At 45.7% G+C, this 21,034-nt stretch carries 19 protein-coding genes; 4 read left to right on the top strand and 15 right to left on the bottom strand.

Going from position 1 to position 21,034, the window contains the following annotated elements; all coding sequences use genetic code 11:
* Positions 1 to 624: 624 nt before the first annotated feature.
* From QUA00_RS05600 to QUA00_RS05580, 5 genes are all read right to left on the bottom strand, one after another.
* Positions 625 to 942 (bottom strand): helix-turn-helix domain-containing protein, encoded by a 318-nt coding sequence (locus QUA00_RS05600; protein ID WP_333313954.1) that lies wholly within the window; start codon positions 940 to 942, stop codon positions 625 to 627.
* Positions 911 to 1,261, bottom strand: coding sequence for a hypothetical protein (locus QUA00_RS05595; protein WP_333313952.1), 351 nt, complete (start codon positions 1,259 to 1,261; stop codon positions 911 to 913). Before QUA00_RS05595 ends, QUA00_RS05600 begins: the two co-directional genes overlap by 32 nt.
* 303 nt (positions 1,262 to 1,564) lie before the next feature.
* The gene (locus QUA00_RS05590) at positions 1,565 to 2,323 is read right to left on the bottom strand and encodes a 4'-phosphopantetheinyl transferase superfamily protein (RefSeq protein ID WP_333313951.1); all 759 of its coding nucleotides are present in this window, start codon (positions 2,321 to 2,323) and stop codon (positions 1,565 to 1,567) included.
* Positions 2,324 to 2,343: 20 nt separating this feature from the next.
* The gene (locus QUA00_RS05585; protein ID WP_333408969.1) at positions 2,344 to 2,613 is read right to left on the bottom strand and encodes a hypothetical protein; all 270 of its coding nucleotides are present in this window, start codon (positions 2,611 to 2,613) and stop codon (positions 2,344 to 2,346) included.
* Positions 2,614 to 3,028: 415 nt separating this feature from the next.
* Entirely contained in the window at positions 3,029 to 3,394 is a 366-nt protein-coding gene (locus QUA00_RS05580) for a hypothetical protein (protein ID WP_333136337.1), read from the bottom strand.
* A gap of 289 nt (positions 3,395 to 3,683) precedes the next feature.
* Here QUA00_RS05580 and QUA00_RS05575 point away from each other — a divergent pair, with 289 nt between their 5' ends.
* From QUA00_RS05575 to QUA00_RS05565, 3 genes are all read left to right on the top strand, one after another.
* Positions 3,684 to 6,665 (top strand): DUF3987 domain-containing protein, encoded by a 2,982-nt coding sequence (locus QUA00_RS05575; protein WP_333313949.1) that lies wholly within the window; start codon positions 3,684 to 3,686, stop codon positions 6,663 to 6,665.
* Positions 6,647 to 6,922 carry a hypothetical protein gene (locus tag QUA00_RS05570; protein WP_333195936.1) on the top strand — a complete coding sequence of 92 codons (276 nt, stop codon included), beginning with the start codon at positions 6,647 to 6,649 and terminating at the stop codon, positions 6,920 to 6,922. Before QUA00_RS05575 ends, QUA00_RS05570 begins: the two co-directional genes overlap by 19 nt.
* A gap of 691 nt (positions 6,923 to 7,613) precedes the next feature.
* Positions 7,614 to 7,868, top strand: a complete 255-nt coding sequence (locus tag QUA00_RS05565) for a hypothetical protein (RefSeq protein ID WP_333360258.1) — start codon at positions 7,614 to 7,616, stop codon at positions 7,866 to 7,868.
* A 690-nt stretch (positions 7,869 to 8,558) separates the two neighbouring features.
* Here the strand turns inward: QUA00_RS05565 and QUA00_RS05560 are convergent.
* Positions 8,559 to 8,795, bottom strand: a complete 237-nt coding sequence (locus tag QUA00_RS05560; RefSeq protein WP_333360261.1) for a hypothetical protein — start codon at positions 8,793 to 8,795, stop codon at positions 8,559 to 8,561.
* A gap of 746 nt (positions 8,796 to 9,541) precedes the next feature.
* Between QUA00_RS05560 and QUA00_RS05555 the strand changes: the two genes are divergently transcribed.
* On the top strand, positions 9,542 to 10,516 hold the full coding sequence (locus QUA00_RS05555; protein ID WP_333408968.1) for a tyrosine-type recombinase/integrase: 975 nt from the start codon (positions 9,542 to 9,544) through the stop codon (positions 10,514 to 10,516).
* Positions 10,517 to 10,942: 426 nt separating this feature from the next.
* On the opposite strand, the gene QUA00_RS05550 is transcribed toward QUA00_RS05555, so the two are convergent.
* The 9 genes from QUA00_RS05550 to QUA00_RS05510 form a co-directional block, all read right to left on the bottom strand.
* Positions 10,943 to 15,877 (bottom strand): CHAT domain-containing protein, encoded by a 4,935-nt coding sequence (locus QUA00_RS05550; RefSeq protein WP_333408967.1) that lies wholly within the window; start codon positions 15,875 to 15,877, stop codon positions 10,943 to 10,945.
* Positions 15,878 to 15,935: 58 nt separating this feature from the next.
* On the bottom strand, positions 15,936 to 16,697 hold the full coding sequence (locus tag QUA00_RS05545) for a DUF1822 family protein (protein WP_333408966.1): 762 nt from the start codon (positions 16,695 to 16,697) through the stop codon (positions 15,936 to 15,938).
* Positions 16,694 to 17,389 (bottom strand): hypothetical protein, encoded by a 696-nt coding sequence (locus QUA00_RS05540; protein ID WP_333408964.1) that lies wholly within the window; start codon positions 17,387 to 17,389, stop codon positions 16,694 to 16,696. The genes QUA00_RS05545 and QUA00_RS05540 overlap by 4 nt, the downstream gene beginning before the upstream one ends.
* A 66-nt stretch (positions 17,390 to 17,455) precedes the next feature.
* Positions 17,456 to 17,719, bottom strand: a complete 264-nt coding sequence (locus QUA00_RS05535) for an HNH endonuclease (RefSeq protein WP_333121326.1) — start codon at positions 17,717 to 17,719, stop codon at positions 17,456 to 17,458.
* 152 nt (positions 17,720 to 17,871) lie between these two features.
* Positions 17,872 to 18,051, bottom strand: coding sequence for a hypothetical protein (locus QUA00_RS05530; protein WP_333230114.1), 180 nt, complete (start codon positions 18,049 to 18,051; stop codon positions 17,872 to 17,874).
* 12 nt (positions 18,052 to 18,063) lie between these two features.
* Entirely contained in the window at positions 18,064 to 18,453 is a 390-nt protein-coding gene (locus tag QUA00_RS05525; protein WP_333408962.1) for a hypothetical protein, read from the bottom strand.
* Positions 18,446 to 18,913 carry a hypothetical protein gene (locus tag QUA00_RS05520; RefSeq protein ID WP_333408961.1) on the bottom strand — a complete coding sequence of 156 codons (468 nt, stop codon included), beginning with the start codon at positions 18,911 to 18,913 and terminating at the stop codon, positions 18,446 to 18,448. Before QUA00_RS05520 ends, QUA00_RS05525 begins: the two co-directional genes overlap by 8 nt.
* 286 nt (positions 18,914 to 19,199) lie before the next feature.
* Positions 19,200 to 20,141: a ParB/RepB/Spo0J family partition protein gene (locus QUA00_RS05515; protein ID WP_333408960.1), complete on the bottom strand. Its 942-nt coding sequence runs from the start codon at positions 20,139 to 20,141 to the stop codon at positions 19,200 to 19,202.
* Positions 20,138 to 20,893 carry an AAA family ATPase gene (locus QUA00_RS05510; protein ID WP_333054914.1) on the bottom strand — a complete coding sequence of 252 codons (756 nt, stop codon included), beginning with the start codon at positions 20,891 to 20,893 and terminating at the stop codon, positions 20,138 to 20,140. The genes QUA00_RS05515 and QUA00_RS05510 overlap by 4 nt, the downstream gene beginning before the upstream one ends.
* Positions 20,894 to 21,034 lie beyond the last annotated feature (141 nt).

Raw genomic sequence — 21,034 nt, 5'->3', positions numbered from 1 at the left:
ATAAAAAGTTGTAGTTAGTAGAGAATCAGTAAAATATATAAAAAATTCTCCCAGCTATCAGTAGGTTCTGTCGCTGGGAGAAATCGCTGGAAAGTCGGTTTATTCAACTAACGCAGGTATCTCGATTAATTCGATTTCAAACCTTCGCTGCATTCGCCGTTATTCTTTAGGCACAGTAGGCTTTGGTTGGATGTCAAAAATAATCACAAATGTGCGCGTTTTCACTAACCACTGCAAAACCCGTAGATGATCGTCTGCATCGTTTCTCTTACGAAATCGTGCCACAATAACACGCTGACAATTAGGAAGCAGGCTAATGATACACCACGGGTGCAATTTTTCAGAGTAGGTCATTTTAGTACCTCAGCAGTAAAAGTAACAGATTGTGCTCTTGTTTGATTGCTTGCCAAGACAGTAATTGAATAATCTTGTCAAAGACAGGTCACGGTGACATTGATATTTGACAAGGTTTGTGCTAAGACAAGCTCAAATTATTTTTTGATGCTGAAAAAGCTTGATGTATAGCAGCCAACAAAACTGTTAGAACAAGTCAGCAGTATATGATTGCGACAACGTATACAGTCGTTGCCCTAAACAGTCTTTCCGTTATACGCGCCGCTACTATTAATCCAGGCTATTCTCTTCGCAAGGCGGACACAGGAAAGCCACCAATCCCTCTGGAATTTCCTCAAAATGCTCCAGCAGAAAATCCATTAAAGCCAAATGACGCAAATCGACAGCAGTAGGGAATCGGCGATTTTCCCCCTTTCTAAACCAACCCCGCACTGTAGAATCAGAACGAGAACAAATAAAAGCAATTTCCTCATAACTCACTCCCCACTTTGCATAAAACTGCCTCGGTGTCATTTGCAATTGGCATTGACTGTAAACTGCAATCAAATTGCGTTCTCTATCTGTCAAAGTCTGCTGCTTTTTTATCATCCTCAAACTTCTCCAAATCTTCCTCCCAGGCAGTATCAAACTGACACCACTTTGCACTCTTGGAATCAGGAGTAAGGCAAATGATATAACACCACATCCAACAACGCTGACGCTGTTCATAGTTGTAAAATTTGCCTATAACCATTCCTCTGTCACCTTCTTCGCCAACATCAGTCCAGCGCACCATCTCGCCACACTCAAAGCGCGGGGGATGAATTTTGGCAAAATTTGCAGGCAACTCAGTTGAAGGTGGTATATCCTTCAACTGTTTTAGTGGCAGGCCCGAAATCAAATCTCGCTTTCCTTTTGAGATTGACATGAGTTCTTAACTGTGCATCGACTGCAACTGATTTGTTTTGATAGGTTTTCAGATCAATTTCTTGATAAAGAAATTGCAGCGCGACATCTCCTTGAATCAATCAATTGGAATCTATATTTGACCGACTATTTTCAAATTCAAACTCTGACTAGGCTATGAATTTTTTGAGACTCCGCCTAATCGCGTTGACTCCTTTTTTGCCCGCTGCAATTAATTTCTAGACTGCTGTTTGTCCGAGAGAAGGTACTAAAACTTTGCTTAAATCGGCTGCGTTTGATCAACCAGAATCCCTTCTAGGATTTATTAGCAGGAGTATTGCCACTGCCAGCAGAGAAGTTGGCAGCGATCGCCCTCAACGGCAAGAGTTGCTACCATATCTAAACCGGGGACTAACTCAATCAAAGACCATCGGGAAACTTCTTTTGGATTTTCCAGAAAGTTTAACAGTGCTGCTGGTTCTCCCGGCGCAATCGCAACATCAAATCCATCCAAAGGAATTGAAAGACCTTTACCTACCGCTTTGATGTAGGCTTCTTTGCGAGTCCAGCAGGTAAAAAAAGCTCTCAGTTGTTGATGTTTGGGGAGCGAGCGCAATACGGCGTTTTCAAAAGGCGAAAAAAAACTTTCGGCTATCTGCTGGTAGGGAAAATCTTTACGAATGCGTTCAATATCAATGCCAACTTCTCGATTTTGCTCCACAGCAATGAGAGCAATTCCGTGAGAGTGAGACAAATTGAAGCAAAGTTTATATTCGGATACTGCGGTAACTAAAGATGGTTTTCCGTAGGGGTTATAGCTAAAGCGCAGTTCGTTAGGATTTTTATTTAGATAGCAGCCCAAAATTTTTCTGAGAATACCGCGAGCTGCGATAAAATGCGCTCTGTCTTTCTGAAAGTAAAAACGCTCTGCTCTTTTAAGTTCGTCAGTAGAGAGACTCTCCTGCAAGCTTTGTAGGCAAGATGCTCTCATCTCCAGATCAACGCGCCAAACATGAACCTCATCGCTATTAAGTATTAGGTCTTTTGGGGGTATTTTCCACTCAATTATATTAGTATTCATCATTAGTCGTAAGCCGTGAAAAATTATTGATTTTGCTGCAATTTTTGAAAAGTAGCTTGAAGCAAAAGCAACTGATATCTCTTTAAAAAAAAGTGATGGTATGGAAACATTTGCAGCGAACAAAAAGCGATTGTATGTTTGTTCCAACCTTCAATAATATCGGGACTCGTTTCGGGGTATTGCAAACCACCAATTACAGTAATCGGACATTCTAATGGCGCTTCGTTAGTATAAACATAGACTTCATCAATTGCTAAATCTGCCCGCACAATAGGAATCAGTAGTTGCATCATTTCGTAATTTTATAGAACTTCTTTAGGGATACCGTTGAGACGATGCAATTCATGCAACAATTCCGGTTCTGACAGAGCGTGCATTGGCTATGGATCGGGAATGTGAGGTGCAAGGCTAGCGGATGCGACTGCTAAAAATTGGTAACTCGCTAAATAGGACTCAGATTTTCGCAAACAATTAGGCCTACCACCAGAGACCTCAATAACAAATAAGTATCAATTAGGAACAAATCTAGTGAAGAAATGGTAGTTGTAGTTGATAAATAACTACTTTTTGTTGCTATATTTGGGTAAATTAAGTAGTTAAATTAATTCCATATCACACTAAATATTAATTTTCATTAAATATGAATTTTGCAGGTATAAAATTATTAAAAATTTGGCGCTACATCTATTATCTTAGAGTGCTACCATTTTAGCGATGGAACTCCATCAACGCACTTGTTGCATAAATTGATGGATGGTCAACTGATTTCCAGCAACGCGCGATCGCCATCAACAATTCAGGAATATCCTCAGCAGAAATCTCCTTAATTGCATTCTCCACACCCGCTCCTTCCACCAGCTCCCCAGCTACCAGCGAACAAAAATGTTTGCGTGCTCCCGGAGCAATCTTCTGCATCGCCTGCAACAGGTTGTCGAGCATCTCGTCAGTTACACCCTTCTTGCCGTGCCTAAACTGCGACACAAGACTCTCGCTGACCCCAGCAACTCGAGCTAGGGCTTTGCCACTGATGTCATAACGTTTCAAAGTATTGTGGAAGGCTTCATAAATTAGCATTAAGATTTGTCACCTTAATTCACTGTGGGTGAATCTAGATTTACTATTGGTAAATGATTGGGGTCAAAATGGAGGTTTTTGATGAAGACTGACCTGCATCCACAGCTGCATAAAGCTTTTTGGCTGGGGAGGCAAAATTGGATGCTATTTAACTTTAGCAAAATTAGGAGGTTTGCCAACACAGATTGCCAAATTTTTAGCAAAAACTTCTCGGTAACCCTCGCAGGGACTTGGAAGATGTCAAAACAGGCATCGCCCAATTCCTCTCATATCGCTTGGAGGTGCACCGATGAGCGACATTAATCAGGCTCCCCAGACGATCGCCCAGACAATCGACTGGCTCCACAATTGCTTGGGCAGACCTGCGCTGCCGGAATGTCCCAAGGAATGCGAAAGGGACTGCAACGTTCCCGGAGGCAAAGCGCCTGCTTGGATAAACCAGAAAGGAAAAGCAGTCAAAGTCAGTTGGAAACCCTATCAAAAGCAATTGCCAACTCAGGCAAACTTAGCGAAGTGGTTCGCCCACACCACTGGCATCGGCACTCTCGGCGGCGGACCTAATACACAGGGCCACTACATCGCCTTTGTCGATCTAGATCGCAAAGAAAAAGTCTTCTCCTCGCCACAAGCTTTTGAGGCGCGCCTTGAACAGTGGTTCAACGACTACCCCCTCCTGAATGTCGCCCCTCGATTTCGCACCCCTTCGGGCGGATACCGAGTCATCCTCGCCTTCACAGAAGAACCAGATTGGACAGCCTTCAGCCTAGATCGAGACAGGTCCCGAATGGGCGAACTGCTTGCCCGAAACGGCGGTCACACCCTGCTGCCCCCTACTGTCGGCGCGAACGGCATCCCATACCGCTGGGAGTATTTTGTTGCATATCCGCCTACAGTTGCCAAACCGGAAGATGTTGGTATTTACCCAACACGGCAACAGCACCCGTCTGTTCCTGCCAACACCTCGCCCCGTTCTGTAGGAAGTTACGTCCCCGGCGCAATTCGCCTAGAAGACCTCATCTCCCCCCGCACCCTTGAAATTCTGACAGGTGGTGCCAAAACAGGCGATCGCTCCGACGCCCTGACCGCTCTCGCCTCCGAATGTTACGGCTGGGAAGAGTTCTGCCACCGCTACAGTATCTCCTACTCCGGCACCACTGAAATCTTAGCCGAGTACGCCTGGGGGCTAATGGAAGACAGCAGCCGAGATCCCTACAAATGGCAGCGCATCCTCAAAACCATTAGCCCCTCCGCTTGCCAAACCGCCGCCGAATATCACAGCGGAGACTCTGAAAATTGCTGGAAAAAGATTTACCGGCTGGATCGAGAAACCTTCCAGGCTTCATGCCCCCCTCACATTAAAGACAGGATTTTAGGAGAATGGGGTATCGACAAGCGCCCCAGGGCATCACCGACCGCGAGCCAGCAGCAGCTCAATTCTCAAAAGTTACAAGCAGATGCGCCAGAGAGCATCCCGCCAAACAACGGTGAGGTTACAGATAATTTTTACCCGCCGGATTCTGACAGCAAACAGAAAGAAAACCTGCTCCTCAAATATATCGATCGGCTCCTGGAACGGGGCAACATTCCCCTGTCAGAACGAAGATCCGAGTGCGCCCAAATCGCTCAAGCTTTGGAACTCGACCCCAAATACGTCGAACAAATCGTTTTAACCCGACTGCAAGAATGGCAGTTCGCAGAAGTCGAAAGCGAAAAAACCCTTATTGAAGATTTAGTTAGCAAGCGCAAGCAGAGTCTCGACTTGCACCAAATTTTACCGCCTGAAATTGCCTGCATCCTGGCACAAATCGCTGCTGCAATGCCCACCAGCGCCGAACACCTGATGACAGTAGGTTGGTCAACCTTCGGCTGCGCGATCGGCACGGCCGCTGAAATTGTTGCTTGGCCTGGATTCAGACAAAAGTCCTGCGTGCTGTGGACAATCAGCACCGCCCGGTCGGGGAAGCTTAAAAGTCAAACTCAAGAAGTTATGGTCAACCCCATCCGGCTCTTGCAGCAGGATGCCAACAGCGAATACTGCATTGCCCTCAAAAGCTACAAAGAAGCACAAAAAGCCACCCAGCAAAATCGAGACTCTGACAGCCCGCCAGAAGAACTCCCGCCCCCACCCGTTCCTCGCGAGTATTGGGTCGAACACATCACCGTAGAAGCCCTGATCCGCACCATCAACGAAAATCCGCGCGGCTTCCTCGTCCACCGCGACGAAATCGACGGCTTCTTCAAAGCCCTCAACAAATATCGGGCTGGCAAGGGGGACGACGAAGCCTTTTACCTCACCCTCAACAACGGCGGCGGTCCCAAAGTCATCCTCATTGACCGCGATCGTCGAGTCGAGGTGGAGAGGTCGTGCGTCCCCATCACCGGCACCATCCAGCGCAAGACGCTTGACGAAGAGATGACACCTCGCAAAATTTCCAGCGGCTGGATGGCCCGGTGGGTAATCTGCTTGGCCCAGATGCCCAAACGGCGGCGGACGCGACTGCCCTACCCCGACATTGACGCCTTTCTCAAAGACATCTACCACAAACTTTCCGTCCTCAAAATGCACTATCGTCCCGTTCAAAATGAGGAGACAGGCGAAGTGCTCAAAGATGAAACGAACCGCACTGTTTACCAGGGTTTTCCGATCACTTACCACCTCAGCGACTCCGCAGCAGACTACTACGAACAGCACTTTTTCAACCCGATGGTCGAGCGCGAAGAAGCTGAACTGAATGAAGGCTTCCAGCTAGCCATGTCCAAGTGGAGTGGGTACTGCCTGCGGATTGCCCTCATCCTGCATTGCTTGCACGAAATCTGCAAGTTGAAAAACCCGGACGGCACCCTCAAAACTTACTTGCAGTTGAAAGAAGAGTGGAAGCTCTCAGGCGGGGAACATTCCGAGAAGCCTTTTGAGATTGAAATTCCTACCTCGATTGGGGCCGAGATCATTCAAAAGGCGATCGCCACCAGCTACTTCTACATCAACCAGGCTGAAGTGCTTTACAAAGGGCAGCAGCAAGATGAGGACGATACAGTCCCGGTCATCCAGAAACTGATTCAGAAATCAGAAGAGTTGCGGGACACGGTTGCTGAAGGTTGGATCAGCACCCGTGAAGCATACCGCAACTGTCGCGAACTCGTTGCAGGAGCTAAACTGCGCCAGATGTCGAACACCGACTTTACGGCTGCGGTCTTCAACCAAATGGTTTCGATGAACCTCGGTGAAACGAAAAAGGTCGGCAAGTCTTTCAAGTGGCGCATTCTAAGATAATTGTTGCTCGGCCACGTTTTGGCGGTTATATCATTTCCGAAAAATCCTGCTACAAACACGAGCGTTGGGTTGATTCGCAAGTCAAAGCCAACAAAAAAGTTGCTACTGTTGCAGAATTTTTCGGAAATGGTATTAGTTGCAAGCCCGCAGAGCGATCGCGCGAACCGAGTTGCAAGTGCAGTCCAGGGTATTTGTGGCAACTTGCAAAAAATGCCGTCCTCCGACAGCAGCGATTCTTCCAAAGTCTTCCAGAGTAAGCGATTACGTTATCAATAATGACAGTTGTGACGATTCTCAACCGTCATTGACGATCGCGCTTCCCGCCTGGAGCGCTCTACACGGTGGGGCTGCTCGCACCGGAGTCAGAATCGTCAAAACCAGGTAGGGCATTCCTCAAACCGCATGATAGAAATCTGACCTTAGCGGGTATTTGCACTTCAATCGTCAAAACCAGGTAGCGCATCCCTCTTGCCTTATAGGTCGTGAACTCGATCGCGAGAATCGTCAACCAGACTTACGCAAAACCTCTATGTGTAAGGTGCGAAGTGATAGCGTAACGCATCAAACCACCACATTTTTTGTCGCGGGGTGAGTCGTGGTCAAAAATTTTGTAAAAAATCATTGGTGATTCTTAAAAGCTGAAACCTTTACAGAGAGAACAGTTCACTATAATCGTCTTGCACGTTGGGCGAAATTTGTAACTGTTAGCAGCCAGGGCTAAAGCTGAGCATTGAAACCTTCGTCTGTTGCCTCAAGAAAGAAGCTGTGTTGGGAGAAGAGCGGAAGAAACTAAATAAAGCCCAGTCGGTTGTGGGCGATCGCAATTGTCACCGGATACCTAATTACCGCTAGTTGAAAAATTGCGTTGACGATTTGACGATAGTTTGAAACTCTTACACATCAAGCAGTTCCCTCGTCAATAACAGCTTCGACGATTGAAAATCGTCATTGACGATTCCTCAGCACATCCCAAGAGATTTACGATCGCCCGCAGGTGAGCATACTGGTAACAGCGGCAACCTACAAACTGCTAGTTCGGCAAGCTGGACTCGTCAAGCAATCGTCAGAATCATAGAAAACTCCAAGTACACCAAATTTTGTGTTGACGATTTGACGATTCCCTATAACTGTTACCCCGTAAGCACTTTAGTCGTCAATAACAGCTTTGACGATTCTGAATCGTCATTGACGATTCACTGCTGACGTTACTCACGGTAATTACATCAAGCACTATATAGCACCATATTATATGGTGTGGTGTCCTATTTTTGTGTTGACGATTTGACGATTCCCTATAACTGTTACCCCGTAAGCACTTCAATCGTCAGTAATAGCTTTGACGATTCAGAATCGTCATTGACGATTCATTGTTGACCTTACTCGCGGGACTTACAAAAAACGGTATATATAGTGTTTTATTAAATTAAAGTCTACATTAAATAACTATATATAGAGTAACTGCGTAAGTCCTGCTCATTCGCTTACATCGAGTTCATGTGATAGTGGCAGTTCGCTTGTCCACCAGAGGTTGTCAAGCAATCGTCAGAATCGTCAAAAACTCGCAGTACATTCCCACAGCCCTTGCAGAGAAAGCGTTTATCGAGAATCGTCAAAAATAATGTCAATAATCGTCAATAAAAGCTAGAAGCTGAAAGCTTTATAAATAGAAGAGTTTAGGAGAATCGTCAAATCGTCAAAGAAAATTTCTTTTTTAGTCGCGCTCTGGTTCACGGCTTGACACTGAATCCCAACCCCTTTGTAGAAGCTGTGTTAGGAGAAAAGCGGAAAATGCTGGGGTGCAAGTTGGTTGTGGACGATCGCGGCGGACTATCCGGCATCTAATTACCGCTAATTTAAAAATTGCATTGACGATTTGACGATAGTTTGAAACTCTTACACATCAAGCAGTTCCCCCGTCAATAGCAGCTTTGACGATTGAAAATCGTCATTGACGATTCCCCAGCCACATCCCAATAAATTCACGATCGCCCGCTCCCGCGATAACAAGGACAATCGGTTTCCCTGCCAGCTTGATAGGGCGATGGGCGTCAAGCAATCGTCAAAATCGTCAAAAATTTGCAGTATATCCCCAAAATCCATGCTGAAAAAGCGTTTGGGGAGAATCGTCAAAAACAATGTCAATAATCGTCAATGAAAGTTAGAAGCTGAAAGCCTTATAAATACGATAGTTTAGAAGAATCGTCAAATCGTCAAAGAAAATTTGTCGTGACCTTGAGTTAGGACACTCGTGAGGCATCAAGTCCTCAAAAGCCAAGGTTATGTCGGATGCTGGTTCAAAACGCTACAGGGAAGTTAGTTGCTCCCGAGTGTGATCGCGAATGCCTGCCGATCCCTTTTTTGCAAAAGCTTAAAATTAGCGTTGACGATTTGACGATTCCCTAAAACTTTTACTCCATAAGCACTTCAATCGTCAATAACAGCTTTGACAATTCAGAATCGTCATTGACGATTGTCAATCAGATAGCAGTGGCGACCGGATCATGTCAGGCGCAAGTCGTCAATGACGATCGCGACAGGTCGATCAACCAATCGTCAGAATCGTCAAAAACAGAGGGGCTATTCCCCAAACTTATAGTTGGAAAGCATTTGGGGAGAATCGTCAAAAACAATGTCAAAAATCGTCAATGAAGCTTAGAAGTTGAAACCTTTACAAACAGGGAAGTTCAGGAGAATCGTCAAATCGTCAATAAATTTTAGTTATAAGTAGTGTTGAGACTCAAAATTGAAACTGAGTATTTTTACAGCCCAGCAAATTTTCTGCACGTATTCAAGTTGTCTTTCAAGGTTGAATCTTGTGCTATTTGCACCTCTCGATCGGGTAATCTGGTCTGGAAAGGCAAATTATCAGACCGGCTATGGACTTAGAACACGCTGCTAATTCCTTTGGAGAAATAGCTTCGACGCGCGACCTAGTGGCAGAGCTGTTAGCTGCCAAGCGCTCTGTCAACACTAGGCGTGCTTATGAGAAAGACTTGTACGATTTCTTTGCGACAATGACGGGGCAGGAACCGCACCCGGCATTGGTGCGCGAGTTCCTACGGCTGAACCGCTTCGCCGCTGTCGCGGTGGTTCTCAAGTATAAAGCCAAACTAATCGACAAGGGACTCAAGGAAGCGACGATTAATCGGCGGCTGGCGGCGATCAAAAGTTTGGTGAATTTTGCTCGCAAGGTGGGCGAGTGCGAGTGGAGTTTGGTAGATGTTGAAGGAGAGAAGGTGGTTCCTTACCGGGATACTACAGGGTTTGGCCGAGTTGCTTCTGAGAATGTGGCGGCGATGCAGTCGGTGTTGTCCATTCCTGACCGGAGTACACCCCAGGGAAAGCGCGACTATGCAGTTCTCCGGCTGCTGTGGGACAATGCGTTGCGCCGGGGGGAGCTCGGCGGAGCCAATATAGGCGACTTTGACCCGCTAGCCCGAACTCTGAACATTTACGGCAAAGGTAGGGGAACTCAAGCGCAGCTAATTGACTTGCATAGCGCGACGGCAGATGCGATTTCTGATTGGCTGAGCGTGCGGGGAGCTGCAATGCCCCTCGATCCTTTATTTATTGCTTTGACAAAGCGGGAATACGGGTTGAGGTTGAGCGGGTACGCTATTTACAAGCTTGTTTTCTCAACTTGCTCCGCTGCGGGAATTCCTAAAAGAATCAGCCCGCACAGAATACGCCACGCTGCAATTACGACGCTGTTAGATGCAAGCAACGGCAATACGCGAATGGCGCAGAAGTTGAGCCGCCATACGAGCTCGAACGTCCTTAATTGCTACGATGACAATCGGCAGAGCTTGCAGCGGGAAGCGTCGGGGCTGCTGGCTGGTTTGGTACGCTAAGTTTAGATTTATATGTTCGGATAATAATCGACTACAAGACTATGGGGAAACTTACCGAAACTGTTAACTCTCGTCTCACACTCCTAGTCCAAGGAAATATGGTTGAAATACTGCGATACAGTATTTAGGACTCAAAATGATTTGTGAGCGAGATTATCTGCGAATACTAGCCAAGAAATTGTAAAAGTTGGGGGTATCGAACCCCCAACTTTTATCCCCATTCCTCTCACTACTGTTAAAGCAGTCGAACCCAAATCTGCACCTGGTATCGAACCCCCAACTTTTACCCCCATTCCTCTCACACTCTCCCGTTGCGGTGAAACGTGAGGCTCCTGCGGAATTAGTTGAACTTTCCTAACTAATGCTTGAACGAACTGCTATACTGGTTTATTCAGGTGTTGCTAAATTCCTCTTTAATAGTCTATTTTACCGAATCCCAGTGCAGGTAAAAGCGGCCCAGTAAAAAGGGTGAGAGAACGGCTTTAATTCTTGACAATATTTATCTAAATTTTTGAGAGATAAATAAATTTGTTTGCCAATTTTATCATACTTTTTGTATTCTTCATCCCATTGCTGATATTCTGAGGAACCGGAGGAGCAAGCTTTTCGTTCTGCCTCGGATATTTTGCGGAGGGTGTGGGTTTCTTCACGTTTCTGTTTCAAAAGTTCTGTGAGTTGGGGTTTATAACTAGCAGCTAAGGTATTGCCCGTAAGCTCTCGCAACTTAACTTGAGCTTGTCTCATAGCTTCTGGGCGATTCTTTCCCTGCTGCCACTCTTGATAGTAAAAAATGGAGAAAAGCGCCGTAGCTAAATCATCGACAGCCCAAAGCGTACTGATAACACTTCTGGCTCCCGCCGACAAAAAAGCAGTTGAAAAAGTGAGGATATCACCAGTAATTTCACTCAATCCCAATCCTGTTTCGCAGCAGGAAAGAAATACATCCGACAACTGAGGGAGACGCCATGCAGGAGTCATTAGCTGACCTAAAGTAATGCAGCCATCTCCTAAAATTAATGTCGATTCAAAGGGATTGTCAAAGCGCGACTGGGCGTGGTGGCTAGAGTGGAGGATTTGGACGGTTTGCGCCAGTTCTCGATAGTTACTAACAGTAGCTTGATGGCGACCTTTTAAGCGTTGATTGTCTGGGATACTATAAAAAACTGCGATTTGCTCTCCTTCAAAGCTGGCGCAAGGCAAGTCGCCCGTCGCATCTTCAATAGTGCCACAGTTTAGATTATTGCCGGGGGAAGGGCGTTGCTGGCAGAATTCTAAGACTTGACAACTAGGTGCGTAACGAATGAGAAACTTGTCTCCTAAATATCGGTTGTCTCCGATGGGTAGTGCAGCGAAGGGGATTTGGTGAAGGGCAAAATGAGGAACTATAATCAGTTCCGAAATTCCTTCTAAATGCCATAAGAAGAGTTCGTTTAAATTTAACTGTTGTGCCAGTTCAGTTAACATCCCAACGAACTCTTCTTTCCAAGAATTGTTATCTTCAACATATTGTCCTAACCAATTTTGGAAAATCCATCCGTGCAAAGTCTCAAATCCTAAATCAGCGCAACTTTGCAGGGTAATCTCGTTTTGCCGCACTACGAAGATAAAGGTGTCGCTAACAGTGGTGTAAAAGCTAATAATTGCAGTGGTGGGTTTGTCGATAAGCTGCTGGATGGATGGAAATTTGAGAGGATTGACTCGAATTTGACCCGCAAGCACCGGATCTAAGCGACGAAGTTGTTCCCAAATTAGGAGTTTTTCAGCTTCCCGATCAGCTATTGTTTGATTGTAAGCTGCTAGTGCTGCACGGCTGTTATCAAGTTTGCTATTATCAAAGTCGTTGCTAGGTTGATTGCGCCCTCGTTCCTGGTCAATTTGTTGCTGTAGGCGTTCAAAATCCTGTAAATACTCTTGAATTTCAGCAGAAATTTCTGCACTTGAGTAGAGATCATTGCTTGCCATTAAGTCTACGAGGCGTTTAGAGCGCGATCGCTCTACATATTCAACAGCTTTATCTAACTGCTTGTTATTGATACAAGCTTGCACGATGTTTGCATAAATGTCGATCGCCTCTGACAAAATCTCTTGGCGGCGAAATTCAGAAGTTGCCCAAGTACGGCTGGTTTCTACGGCTTCAATCGCGATACCGTATCCCTCAATGGCTAACTGCCAATCTCCCATTACAAATGCTCTGTTTCCTAGCATTTCTCCAGTTTTATGACATTCAAAGGGGAAAGCAGTTGGCGTGAAGACTTCCATTGCTTTTCGATAACAGGCGATCGCCTCTTCGTTTCGCTCAAGGCTGAGGTAGCTATTGCCCCGATTCATTTGAACCATAGCCCACTCTGTAGGAAACTCATCCTGGTTAAAGATTTGTAAGGCAGCTTGATGGGCGGCAATAGCTATTTCTAAATTCTCATTTGGATCGCCCTGAAGTCGATGCAAATAAGCATTAGCCAGATTCATTTTTACTCTAGCCCAATTTACGGGAAACTCGTCTTGAGTGTAAACTTGTAATGCTTCTTTGTTAGCTGCGATCGCCTTCTCAACATTTTCTACCCAATCGCCATGAAGTCGCTGGCGGTAAGCAGATGCCAGATTCATTTGAGTTTGCGCCCAAAGTTGAGGAAATTCTTCGCGGGTGCGGAATAACAGGGCATTTTCATAACAGGCGATCGCTTGTTCCAAGTTTTCCGCCTTGTCGCCGCAGATGCGATCGCAGTAAACGATGCCCAAATTGTTTTGCACTTGGGCCCATTCTTCAGGCATTGCTTCGCGGGTGCGAACTTCCATTGCAGCTTCGCCAGCCGCGATCGCCAATTCTGCATTCTCTAACCGATCTCCCCGAATTCGGTTGTCATAGACAAGAGATAATGTATTTTGAATCGTTGCCCACTTTTTCGGAAATGCTTCGCGGGTAAATACTTGTAGGGCATCTTGACAGTAAGCAATCGCTTGTTCTTGATTTTCGGCGCGATCGCCCTTAAAACGACGGTGGTAAGTGTTACCGAGTAACATATAACAAAGTGCCCACTCTTCTGGAGTAGATTCGCGAGTTAAGGCTGTGGAAGCAATTTCGTAACCTGTAATCGCAATTTCTAAATTATTAGCCTCATTCCCTTTTTTTAATTGGTGGATGTGCCAACTTAAAGCCAAAATACCAGAAGCAATTTCTTTTCTTTTTTCAGGGGGGACTTCAGATAGCATAGCATCGGCTTCATCTGGCATCTCCTTAACAAAAATTTCGTCAAGTTGCTCTTGGTTAGCGTCAAGCAATATTTTCTGTACCCACTTGATAAAAAGTTCGTCTATGGGTTCTGGATCAGCTTTGAACGATAGAAGTTTTTGCGCTATTTTAACAAAATACTTCTCAAGTTGCTCTCGCTCATGTTCTAGTAAGGTATCAACTCGAATTTTACCTTGACTTTCGGAAATAACTTCCAATAATTCAAAGGGTAAATTAGGGCAAATTTTATGTTGAATAAAATTCCATTGTTCGGGGAAGTCTTCTTCGGTAAAAACAGTAGCAGCAACTTCGTAGCCTGTCTTAGCAATCTTCCGGTTGTTTTCTGCATTGCCTTCGGGAAAATCTTCAATCAGGCTGCTAAAGTTGAGAACTCTTGCCGCTAAATTGATTGCTTCCCCTGGCCCTAAGTGAGATATATCAAACTTTATTAGACTTAATCGTTCTACAAAACTGTTGTCCAGTTTATCTAGGTTGGCTTCTAGAAGCTGGTACAAAGCTTGCGAATTATTTTCGCTTTGGGCAACGGTGTCTAAAACTTTAATAAGAAACTGTGAAGTTGAAGTTATTTGCTGGATCTGAACATTTTCTAGTAGGTCTAAAATAAAAGGATAACTTGAGCGTTCAGCATATTCTCTAGCTTTTTTTAGTTCTCCACAGTCCATGCAAAGCGCTACTATTTGTGTGTAAGCAGAAATCTTTGCAGGAATTTCTTGATGTAAAGATTCAGAATCACCCCAACGGCTGAGCATCTCTACAGCTTCAATTACAATCTCAAAACCTTCAAAAGCTTCTGCCTTTTTGCCAGTAGCCAATGCTACCTTTCCCAACTCAAGTCCGGTTTCGATGCACTCTCTAGGGAACGAAGTAGGAGTAAAAACTTTTAAAGCTGCTTGAAAACAGGTTAAAGCATTAGCAATTTGTGCCAATTTGCGGTAAGCAAAACCCAAATCTAACTGGGTTTTAGCCCATCTTTCTGGATAGGTTTCGGGAGTATAAATTTGTAATGCGGCTTGGTAGGCTGCGATCGCCCGTTCCTGGTTCTGGATTTTGTCCCCTAAAATCCTTTCGCTATAGGCAAGACCAAGGTGAAATTGGCTACTAGCCCAATCAGAATCAGTGCGAACTTTTAAGGCAACTTGATAACAAGCGATCGCTTTCTCGAAATTTTGCGCTCGCTCTCCTTCAACTCGGCGAGTGTAAGCAAGTGCCAGGTTATTTTGCAGTGTTCCCCAAAGTTCAGGATCTCGATCGCGGCTAACCACTTGCAGGGCTCCTTCAAAACAGGCGATCGCCTTTTCTAAATTCTCAGCTTCATCTCCGACGATTCGGTCACTGTAAACAAGACCGAGGTTATTTTGCACCATCGCCCACTCTTGGGGAGAAGTGTCGCGAGTGAAAATTTGCAAAGCATTGGTGCAAGCGGTTAGGGCTTTTTCAAGGTTTTCGGAGCGATCGCCCCAAATCCGATTGCGGTATGCTGGAGCTAAATCGCTTTGGATTTGCACCCAAATTTGGGGTAAAACCTCACGAGTCAAAATCTTGGCAGTTCCTTCAAAACCTGCGATCGCAATTTCCAGGTTAATTGCCCTAATGCCCAGTGGAAACAGCCAGAGCATTTTGCAGAAAGATATCAGTAAAAGTGCGATCGCTTTTTTTAGTTTTTGCGGGGTTCTCAGGAGCGTACAATCTATCCAGAGGCGAAATTGCAGCAAAAAATATTCATTCAGTTTGTCTGAGTTAATTGCTAGTATCTGGTAAGCTGTTTGTTCGTCCCCTTTTAATAAAATTGTCCGCAATACTTCCCACAATAAAGCCGGAGCTTTAACAAAAGTGCCTGTTACTGGTGAGCCATCTGCTCCTATGTAAGACCTGTATAAAAAATCAGCCAAATCGATTAACAAATTAGCACCAGAAATCTCCCTCTGTGCTACCAGAATTGTAGCGACCATTTCCATCATTTCCACCAAACCAACATCCACCAAGTCCGGGTGCTTCCTTAAAATTTTCAGTTCCTTACCGCGAGGACATTGGAGGAGCGCTTGAATCAGCTTGAAATAAGCTGTCTGGCGTTTTGTCGTTTGGGGAGCTTTCTTCGGGCCGAATCCTTTTGCCATATTCTTTACAGGTTACGAAGGGGATACTACATATACACATCAGCTATCCGCTCCAAAATTACGCAGCATCCCTCCATATTTCTGCTAACTTTTCCAGCAGTGCTTCGGCTAAATCTTGTAAATCAGTGTCGGCGCTATCCGCACTTTCACGAGTAAACTCCCCTCCTGCGGCACTCCCGGCTAACATCTCTCCCGCTGCGTACCGCCACTCGTACTCCTCGCAAGTTCGATAAATACGCTCGAATTGAGCAACAATATTGCTCTGCGATTGAGTTTCTATCTGAGAGCGCACCTGTACCGCCACTGGATCGTCAGTTTCTAAGAAGGCGATCGCTTCTTCTAAACGAGTAATCTGTTCAATTAAAGCGTCGATCGGCATCAGTTCTGCTACCGCGAGTTGTTGCGGTGGATTTGAGCTATCTAAGCTTGGAGCAAATCCCAATAGTTGCACGGAGTCAAGGCGATCGCTAAACTGTACTCCCACATATCCAATCCGATTTTCTATTACTTCTTCGGGTAAGAAAATGCTTGTTTCACCAGGTAAAACTGGGCGGCATTCTAAGGAACCAATGCCAGTAATTAGCAAGTCAGCGACATTAGCTAGCGCTGTTTTTACTTGATTGAAGCTATCAGAACCTTCCAAATCGGTTTCAATTTGCAGCCATTTTAAATATCTGTGAACTGCGTAAACTGCCAGTGCATTCAAGTAAACTCGTTTTCCTTTTTGGACTGTACTTTGAACGGCTGCCAACTGTCGCGCCATTTCGTGAGCTTTTAACTCTAGCGGTACTGTTAATAGAGGGAGTTCTGCAATGTTCATGGTTTTGGTTCCTGCTCATATCCTAGAGTGCGGGCTATTTCTTGCAACGAAGGTTCACATTTTCTATCCCAGTGAGAATTCAGAGTTGTGTACTTAACGTTTAACTCTTTTGCTAAGTCTTTAAACTTGTCCGGGGGTTCTTTTAACACTCTTCTTTTGCTGAGGAATTGGCAGTTGCACTCCGGGTTAGAACGAGGGTAGCTATTTCTTAGCTTGCCTTCTGGATCTTGTTCTATGTAAAGTTCTAGTTGGAGACCAATTCGCTGAGTGGTTTCTTTCTGAGCACTTTCAATCATGCCATCCAACCCGCTGAGCGTAAAATCAGGTAATAGTTCGAGCCGAGTTGTTTTACCAATATCTGCTGCGATCGGTGCATCTAAACTAATTGGAGCATCTTTGTCAGGAGAGTACAAATCTTTAATTCGCCAACCCAGGTAGCCGTTGATCCAGTTGACAAAACTTTTTGAAACTGAAGGTGATCGCGGCTCAAAATTAGCAATCTCGCGACTCACCCATTCTAAAGTAAGGTTGAGGGCAGCAGGATAATTTGGATGAGCTGATTTTTTGACTCCTGGTAGTTGCTGAATTTGCAATAACAGCTTGTTCATGGCTGTTCGCCATTTTCTACTTTTAGCTGGGTTGTGGCGCACCTCTGCAATTAGAGCGCTTAACCGTCCATCTAGGTCATCCATGCGACTTTTTTGAGGAGCAAGTTAGTTTGTTTATTAGCTATGAAAATTTGTGATCGTGCGAAAATCCTAAGCTATTTTCTCATGTGGTTGAGCTCTTTGTGTGCGTAAATTCTTGCCGGGAGGAGGCAAGAGGCTATTTCCACGCGAATTATTGCAACTGAAGCAGGCTAAACGCAGGTTGGAGAGTGCGTTAGACCCGCCTCGGCTTTTCGGGAGTAAGTGTTCGATGGTTCTTTCTGATTTCTGCATCGACTTGTTGCACCAGTGGCAGCGGTTTCCGTACAGTTCCAGAAGTTGGCGTCTTTTGTTGCGTCTTGAAGCTGGGGACATAAAGCTTTCGGAGCCTCACGGCTGTTACGTGTTCATTTACGTATCAGCTCCCTGCTAAAAATTTACGCAGCCATAATTTAAACTCTCCTGCTGCCTTTGATCCCTGGACTAAAGTCGAGCAGGTTTTCATGCTCGTTTTTGAGGATTTTTCTTTATTTTGGTTGGTAATTAGAAGACTTCAGAGCAGGAGCCAAAAAGCGTTCTGTGTAATACAAAGCCAGTTGATTGCTCACACCATTAAAAACCGCATCAAAGGCGTGTTCAGCCCAAGGAATTTCGACCATTACCGCACGGTTTCCAGTGGCTTGTAATTGTTCGTAGAGAGCGTCCAAACTAGGCCCCAACTATATGGTCGCGACCTGCATAAACCAGTAGAGAAGGGGAAGGTTGGGTTTAACATAATTGATAGGAGAAGCTTCATGGTAAAGCTCTCTTAATTTGTCGGGGGTTCCTCCCAGAAAGGCACGCAGAATAGCTCGGACGTTTAGCGGGTCGGGAAAAGCTGGGTCATAATATCCCCGGAGCAGGTCATTTGGCCCGTAATAATTCACTACTGCCCGAATTGGAACTGTAGTTGAACGATAAGCATAAAGCGATGCTAAATGGGCACCGGCTGACCTTCCCATCAGAGAAATTCTGTCAATATCAATGAACCACTCATCGGCATGGGTTTTGATATACGACAGAGCAGTTTCACTTGATCGGGGGAAAGCAAATACAACGCCGTTATTCATGCGAACTTCCCGGACGGGGAATTCCCCGGAAGGCATCTGCTAGGATAAACGGTTGAGGGTGTAGTTGTGCCTGTTCAATTTGAGGAACGGCGGCCAAATAATCTGCCCCCAAAACTGCTTGGACTTCGGCCGTGATCCGTGTATTGGCTGCTGGGAACTGTAGCAGGGGGATTAGGCTGAGGCTCAGGGCAAGCAGGCTACAGACCAGGGATGTGTTGCAGAACCAGCCTTGTTGTCGTCTGAAGATGGTTAGCATTCGGGCGATCGCATTAATACCTACAAGCCAAGGGCTAATTTCTGGCGCTCCCACTGCCAAAGGAAACAGGGACAGTGTGGTCGCTGGTACGATGACCCAGAGGCTGAGAAATAATCCAACTGCACTCAGAAACGAAGAGATGAACAGGGAGACTAAAAACCATACTAATGACACTAGCTTTTTGTCGTTATTTTTAGGTCGCACAGATTTTTTCCCAAAGCCGGATTTTTAACTATTACGCCTTAGATCCCGCCACTGAAGTCTGTACCCAGAATTAGTGGCGGGATCTAAGGCGAGAAAAAGCGAAATTGTTTTCAGGCGAGAAAAACCGAAATTGTTTTCAACCGATATGAGGTACAGCCGAATAAGGACAGAGAACATTTGAAGTTTTTCTAAAACAGAAGCCTACACTGCTCCTGCCGATACAGTGTAGGTAGTTCACTCAGCTTAAATTAATGTGAATTTAAGTAGTTTTACTTTAAAATCCGCTTCATTTTTCCAATCCCTCACCCACCAAAGCTTCCAGTTCAGCTAACAGCTTCTCTAGTTTCTTTTGCTTTTTGGGGTCATCCCAAACCTTAGACTTTTTCACTCTGCCATAAGCTGCATCTACGCGACTTTTAAGTGAGTGATTTGGTGCTGTCGCCGGGCCTGTACTTTTCGCTGTTAAATCGGCAATGCGCTGTTTGATTTGGGTCAGGGAGAGGTCGAGAGCGATCGCCTCTTCTAACAATTGGAAGCGCTCTGAGCTATCCTTAACTCGGGCGATCGCTCTGGCTTTGGTATACTCAATCTGTCCTTTCCGCAGCGCTCCAATCACATCATCTGGCAGGTTCAGCAACGGGAGGCGATTGGTTCGGAAACTCTCTGGAGTGTACTTCCCGACGAGTGCAAATATATCGCTTACTATTTCCCACTCCGAGCTGTGAATAACGTTATCCACACCGGCGCGTTCCGGGTGCGCGGCCGCTCCGAGCAAAGCAATAACTGACGAAGAGGTAGAGTTCAATTTCATTGCCAGCAATTGCAGAATTCCCTCAGTTTCCTCAATCGCATTCAAATCTTCCCGCTGCAAGTTCTCCAGCAGTGCAATTTGCAGAGCCTCTGTGTCTGTCAGTTCCCGAATCACGACAGGAACTTCAGTCAAGCCTAACGACGACGCGGCTCGATAGCGCCGTTCTCCCGCTACCAATTCGTACTTGTTGCCATCTATGGGGCGTACCAGGAGCGGTTGCAGAATCCCTAGCTGCTTGACTGACTCCACCAGTTCTTGCATAGCTGTCGGATCGAAATAGCGGCGTGGCTGCTGCTGGGGCAAGACAATTTTGTGTATTGAGACAAGGGAGGATGCGGCATCTTCGCTGTCGCTGGTTCCTAATAGAGCCTCAACCCCTTTGATTTGATAAGGCTGACTGTCGCGCTTTTGATTCATGCCAGAGCTAAGAGTCCTTGTGCAATAGTATCGAGTACGGCGACGGCTGGATGTTTTGGATTGTACACGGCCAGAGGTACGTGTTGCTGTGACGCATCGGCGAAAGCGACAGTCCGAGGCACGGCAGGGTAAATCGCACCAATCTTCTCCAGAGAAGTAGTAATTGACTGCAAACTTTGAAAGGCCTGTACAGTACGGGTATCGTACAGCGTCGGAATCACTCCAGCAATCTGCAATGAACGATTAGCGCGTTTTCTGACGCGAGCAATGGTTTGCAACAGCAATTCGGTTCCTTTGAGAGCTTTATATTCAGTCTGAATCGGAATTAAGACGTGAGTGGATGCAACTAGACTGATATAGGATAGGATGCCTAGCGAAGGAGGGCAGTCTATCAATATGAAGTCATAGTTCGAGCTAAGGGGGTCAATGACTTCTTTTAGCCGACTATCTCTCATGTCAGCCACCACCAGTTCCAGCTCTGCTCCGCTCAAATTAATATTAGAAGGGAGCAAGTCCATGTTGTGAAGGTTTTTGCGGAGCGCCGCGTCAGAACCGTTCATAATGGACTCGTAGACAGTTTCCTGCAACTCAGATGGCTCCAAGCCCATGAAGGCGGTAAGTGAGGCTTGGGGGTCCATATCTACTAACAAGACTTTTTGCGAACGCTTCGCCAAATGGTAGCCTAAATTCATTGTCAAACTGGTTTTGGAGACGCCACCTGACTGGTTGAACAGCGCAATAATTTTGCTCATCTATTTTTAAGCACGCTCTGAAACGTGTTGATTCAACAATATTAGTGGACTGCGGCTTATTCTAGGCTAATCTTTGAAATAACTTTGAGAACCGCCTCTGATAACTGCGATCGCAGTTAGCATTGAACTATCGCAGTTATC

Source organism: Microcoleus sp. T2B6 (genome assembly GCF_036700475.1).
GTDB lineage: Bacteria > Cyanobacteriota > Cyanobacteriia > Cyanobacteriales > Microcoleaceae > Microcoleus.
The sequence above is the reverse complement of the archived record's forward strand: the minus strand, read 5'-3'. Positions and strand labels throughout refer to the sequence as shown.